Consider the following 4,539-nt stretch of genomic DNA (forward strand, 5'->3'; position numbering starts at 1 on the left):
GGGCGGACATCGGGTCCTGGCCGCGCTGCGCACCGCCCGTGCTGAAGTGCGCGAACAGGTATGGCGGTTGGCCGGTGACACAGCACCGCACGCCGACGGGCAGGTGGTCGTGGACACCGACGGCGTCCTCGTCCTGGCACACTCCGAGAAGCAGGACGCAGCCGCGACCTGGAAGAAGACGTTCGGGCACCACCCGCTGATGGGCTTCGTCGACCACGGCCGCGGCGGGTCCGGCGAGCCGGTCGTGGGCCTGTTACGGCCCGGCACTCGCCGGCGACTGCCTGACGGGCCGGCCGAAGGGGCTGCGGCTGATCGTGCACAAGGAACGGCCGCACCCCGGTGCCCAATTGCGCTTCACCGACGCCGACGGCATGCGCCTTACCTGCTTCGCCACCAACACGGCGGGCGAGGCGATCGCCGCCCTCGAACCCCGCCACCGCCAGCGGGCTCGGGCCGAAGACCGTATCCGCGCCGCCCGCGCCACCGGCCTGCGCAACCTCCCTCTCCAGGACACCGCTCAGAACCAGATCTGGCTGGAGATCGTTCAGATCGCTCTGGACCTGCTCGCCTGGATGCCCCTGCTCGCTCTGACCGGCCCCGCCCGGCTCTGGGAGCCCCGCCGCCCGCGGCTTCGGCTGTTCTCCACCGCTGCTCAGCTCGTCACCACCGGTCGACGCAGGATTCTCCGCCTCGCCAGGCACTGGCCCTGGACCGACGTGATCACCGAAGCCCTGGACCGGCTCGAAGCTCTCCCGAACCCCGGCTGACCAGCAGCGTTCCGCCCCAGCGAGCAACATCACCCCGCCCGGAACCGTGGAACCCGGCGCACACCCGACGCGACAGCCGGGCGCTCAACCTGCCCACAAGCAGAAATTACCCCTCCGAGCAAGCAGAAAGGGTCCGCCAGCAAGCTGACGGACCCTCATGCAAGATCGAGGCTAGAAGTGCGTGGCCCTCCGTCCATGCGCGTCCTGACGTCCGTCGGTTCATGCCTGACCTGACCCCATGCCGATCTCACGCGGGCGCGAGCGCCCGCCTTGCGGCGTGTTCGAAGGGCGTGACGAGTTTCCGCCCCACCACGTAGGACACGGCCTTAAGACGCTCCTCCAAGATCCCGAAAGGCCCACTTTTAAGTCAGTGGCAAGAATTCACAAGGTGGCACTGCTGGGGAATGCTCTGCTCGGGCCAGCAGGGAGCGCGATAGTCGTCGACCCGTTGGAAGCCGATGAAGAGGCCGTCCTCACAGGTGAGACCGGCGAAGTCGCATCGGATTTCGGGTGCACCACCATATAGGCATTTTTCGGGTGACAGATATTTTGCCATGGTAGCTGCGACGGAATCCCTCCAGTAGATTCCCGCTGGCGCGCGTACGCGACGTCAACGGAAACCCATAGGCGTAATGGAGATCGTGGCAATGCGGAGACGAGCGATGAATCTGATGGCGGCCGCAGTATGCGCCAGTGCCGTCGTGGTGGGTGCCGGTCTTCCGGCGAATGCCGCGGAGCCCGAGCCGGAAGTTATTCCGATAGATCTCCTTCTGGCCGGCTCCTATGCGAATTCGGTCCGGGATGCGATGGACATCTGGAACAAGGCCGTCCCCGGAATCAAATTCGTCGAGCAGGACACCCCGGCGGCTTTACGGGTCAAGGAATACACGACCGCGAACGGCACCGGCTCCCACTCCTTCGTCAACGGCTTGGGCAGGGGCTGGGTCTACCTCGAAACCGGGGATGCCCAGAAGTACAAGCCGTCCCGCATCGCCGTGCATGAGCTGGGGCACATCCTGTCGCTCAGCGACCTTGGACCGGGCAGCGTCTGCTCCAAAGTGATGTCCGGCGCCTGGGCCGGCCCCGAGTGCACCAACGATCAGCCGGACGCGGAAGAAGCCGCCGAAGTCGCGGATTTCTTCGCCGCGCACGATGTCGGTGACCCGGTGCCGGGCTGGGGCACCCCCTCGGAGGGCTGAACACGTCGTCCGCGTGGCCGACCGTCCAGTTGGGTCGGCCACCGCTTAATGCCGCCGCATCACAGGTCCGCGGTGTCGCGGTGGCGCGGGCAGCGGCAGGGCGGGAACTGGCTGGACCGCAGGGGTTCGAGCTTGTCCTTGACCACGACGACCACCCTGCCGAGCTCCTGCGTCACGACCGCGCCGTCCGGCGAGACGCGGTAGACGCGCATCGTCATCCGTGGAGCGGTGGATTCGGTGTGTGAGAACACGTTGACCTGTCTTTCCGGTCGGCCAATTACGTTGAGTGCACACACCGTTGCGTTCCGGCACGTAGGCTGGAAAGAGGCGACACGTCCCAGCCAAGATCGCGGGACAAGAGGGGATACACCATGCCGTTCCAGCCACGCGAACTGTTTCCCGACCGCTCCGCCCGCGACCTCTTCGGCGCGGAGATCCGCCGCCACCGCGAGAAGGCGGACATGTCGCTACGGCGGCTGTCCGAGGTGCTCAACTACAGCAAATCGCACCTCGCCCGGATCGAGGCGGCCGAGTCCCTGCCGTACGACGACCTTCCGGCCAAGCTGGACGCGTGCTTCGGGACGGACGGGATGTTCGCGCGAGTATATGCGCTGGCGAAGAATGAGCCCTATCCGTCGAAGCTGCGCCGCGTGGTGGAGGTTGAGCGGCGCGCCGTGGCCATCGAGCAATACGCGTGCGCAACCATCCCTGGCCTGCTCCAGACTCCCGAACTCGCGAAGGAGTCGCTGCGCATCGGCAATCGGTTCGCTCCTGACGCGGAGATCGAGGCGTGGGCGAAGGCCCGCATCGCTCGACAGGCGCGGCTGGCCGAACCACGGCCACCGCACTGTTGGTTCATCGTGGACGAGGCCGCATTGCGCCGCGCGGCGGGCGGACCTGAGGTGATGCGCCGCCAGATGGGGTCCCTCCTCGATCGCGGGACACAGCCCTACGTAACCATTCAGGTCCTGCCGTTCAGGGCGGGCCAGCACGTGGAGGCGGGCGGTTCCTTGCTGCTCTACACGCTGCCGAACGAGCCACTGCTGGCCTATGAAGAAGGCAGCCGCTTCGGGACTTTCATCGAGGACCTGGACCGAGTCGCGGAGCGTCGGAAGAACTACGATCTGCTCAGGGCCATGGCCCTCTCGCCCCTCGACTCCGAGGCGATGATCCGAGCCGTGATGAAGGACTGGACCTCATGGGAACCGCCCCAGATCTGAGAACCGCTTCGTGGCACAAGAGCAGCTACAGCAGCAACGGCGGCGGCGAATGCGTCGAGGTCGCCGACAACCTCCCCGGCATCGTCCCCGTACGCGACTCCAAGAACCCCGACGGGCCCGTCCTCATATTCCCGAACGGCTCGTGGAGCGCCTTCATAGCGAGCTTGAAGAAGAAGTCAGGGATGTGAGCCGTCTCCTCATCGTCCGCAACGCCGAACGCAGTGGGCCGGGGCGGTTCCGGCCGTGGTGGGAGGAGATGGGGCTGACGGTGGTCGAAACCGACGGTGCGTCGGCCCCCGCGTCCCCGGAGGGTTTTGACGCGGTGGTCCTGCTCGGTGGTGGCTTCCTGCCGGATGCCGACGCGTACGCGCCCTGGCTACCGGCCGAACGGGAACTCGCCAGGCGTGCCATCGCCGAGGGCGTCCCGTTGCTGGGGATCTGCCTGGGGGCCCAGGTGCTCGCCGTCGCGGCGGGAGGGACAGTGCTCGGCGATCACGGTCGGCCCGAACGGGGCTCCTGTGCCGTCCGGTTGAGGCCCGAAGCCGACGCCGACGCGCTGTTCGCCGGGGTACCGCGTGAGTTCCGCGCCATCCAGAACCATCGTGACCAGATCACCGCGCTTCCCCCCGCCGCCGTCTGGCTCGCATCGAGTGACGTCTGTCCGGTGCAGGCGTTCCGGATGGGTGAGCGGGCCTGGGGGGTGCAGTTTCATCCGGAGGCGGGGGCAGACCGCCTCGACGGCTGGGACGAAGCCGCCCTGGCCGACGCGGGCCTGGACCTGCGCGCGCTCCGGGCCGAGGCCGAGCGGGTCGAGCCGGAGTCCATGCGTACGGCGAGGCGACTGGCGGCGAACTTCGCCGATGTGGTCCGCCAGACCGCCGACGCACCGCCGACCCGGACCTCGTAGGTCCGTGGGGCTCAGCGCAGCAGCAGTTGAAGTCCGCCCAGCACCGTAGCCGCGATGACCAGCCGCTCGAAGAGCTTCTGGTTGATCCGGTCCACGCACGCCTTACCGATGTACGCACCGGGCAGGACGAAGAGCGCCAGCAGCGCGTCCAGAAGCAGGGAGCGGCCGTCGATCAGGCCGAGGCTGACGCTGAAGGGCACCTTGGCGACGTTGACGATCAGGAAGAACCAGGCCGAGGTGCCCAGGAAGCCCAGCTTCCGGAAACCGGCGGAGAGCAGGTAGAGCGACATCACGGGGCCGCCCGCGTTGGCCACCATCGTGGTGAAGCCACCGAGCACCCCGTACGAACCGGCCTTGAGCCGTGGGGGGGCGGGCGGGCCCGCCGCGGCGCGCGCGGGGGGGGCGGCGGCCGGCGCGGCCCACGCCGCGCTCCGGGCACTGACCAA

At 67.9% G+C, this 4,539-nt stretch carries 6 protein-coding genes and 1 pseudogene; 5 read left to right on the forward strand and 2 right to left on the reverse strand.

Going from position 1 to position 4,539, the window contains the following annotated elements; all coding sequences use genetic code 11:
• Positions 1-767, forward strand: a pseudogene (locus ACFXB5_RS45410) (transposase); the annotation flags it as partial.
• Between the two features lie 662 nt (positions 768-1,429).
• On the forward strand, positions 1,430-1,966 hold the full coding sequence (locus ACFXB5_RS45415) for a snapalysin family zinc-dependent metalloprotease (protein WP_385219794.1): 537 nt from the start codon (positions 1,430-1,432) through the stop codon (positions 1,964-1,966).
• Between the two features lie 59 nt (positions 1,967-2,025).
• On the opposite strand, the gene ACFXB5_RS45420 is transcribed toward ACFXB5_RS45415, so the two are convergent.
• Positions 2,026-2,184 (reverse strand): hypothetical protein, encoded by a 159-nt coding sequence (locus ACFXB5_RS45420; protein ID WP_166484080.1) that lies wholly within the window; start codon positions 2,182-2,184, stop codon positions 2,026-2,028.
• Between the two features lie 153 nt (positions 2,185-2,337).
• Here ACFXB5_RS45420 and ACFXB5_RS45425 point away from each other — a divergent pair, with 153 nt between their 5' ends.
• From ACFXB5_RS45425 to ACFXB5_RS45435, 3 genes are read left to right on the forward strand one after another with little or no spacing between them, the layout of a single operon-like run.
• The gene (locus ACFXB5_RS45425) at positions 2,338-3,186 is read left to right on the forward strand and encodes a Scr1 family TA system antitoxin-like transcriptional regulator (RefSeq protein ID WP_385219796.1); all 849 of its coding nucleotides are present in this window, start codon (positions 2,338-2,340) and stop codon (positions 3,184-3,186) included.
• On the forward strand, positions 3,165-3,374 hold the full coding sequence (locus tag ACFXB5_RS45430) for a DUF397 domain-containing protein (protein WP_385219798.1): 210 nt from the start codon (positions 3,165-3,167) through the stop codon (positions 3,372-3,374). Before ACFXB5_RS45425 ends, ACFXB5_RS45430 begins: the two co-directional genes overlap by 22 nt.
• Positions 3,371-4,093: a type 1 glutamine amidotransferase gene (locus ACFXB5_RS45435; RefSeq protein WP_385219800.1), complete on the forward strand. Its 723-nt coding sequence runs from the start codon at positions 3,371-3,373 to the stop codon at positions 4,091-4,093. Before ACFXB5_RS45430 ends, ACFXB5_RS45435 begins: the two co-directional genes overlap by 4 nt.
• 11 nt (positions 4,094-4,104) lie before the next feature.
• On the opposite strand, the gene ACFXB5_RS45440 is transcribed toward ACFXB5_RS45435, so the two are convergent.
• On the reverse strand, positions 4,105-4,539 hold a 435-nt coding region (locus tag ACFXB5_RS45440; protein WP_385219802.1), incomplete at its 5' end, for a TSUP family transporter.

Origin of the sequence: Streptomyces sp. NPDC059455 (assembly GCF_042750115.1) — a bacterium.
Classification (GTDB): domain Bacteria; phylum Actinomycetota; class Actinomycetes; order Streptomycetales; family Streptomycetaceae; genus Streptomyces; species Streptomyces endocoffeicus.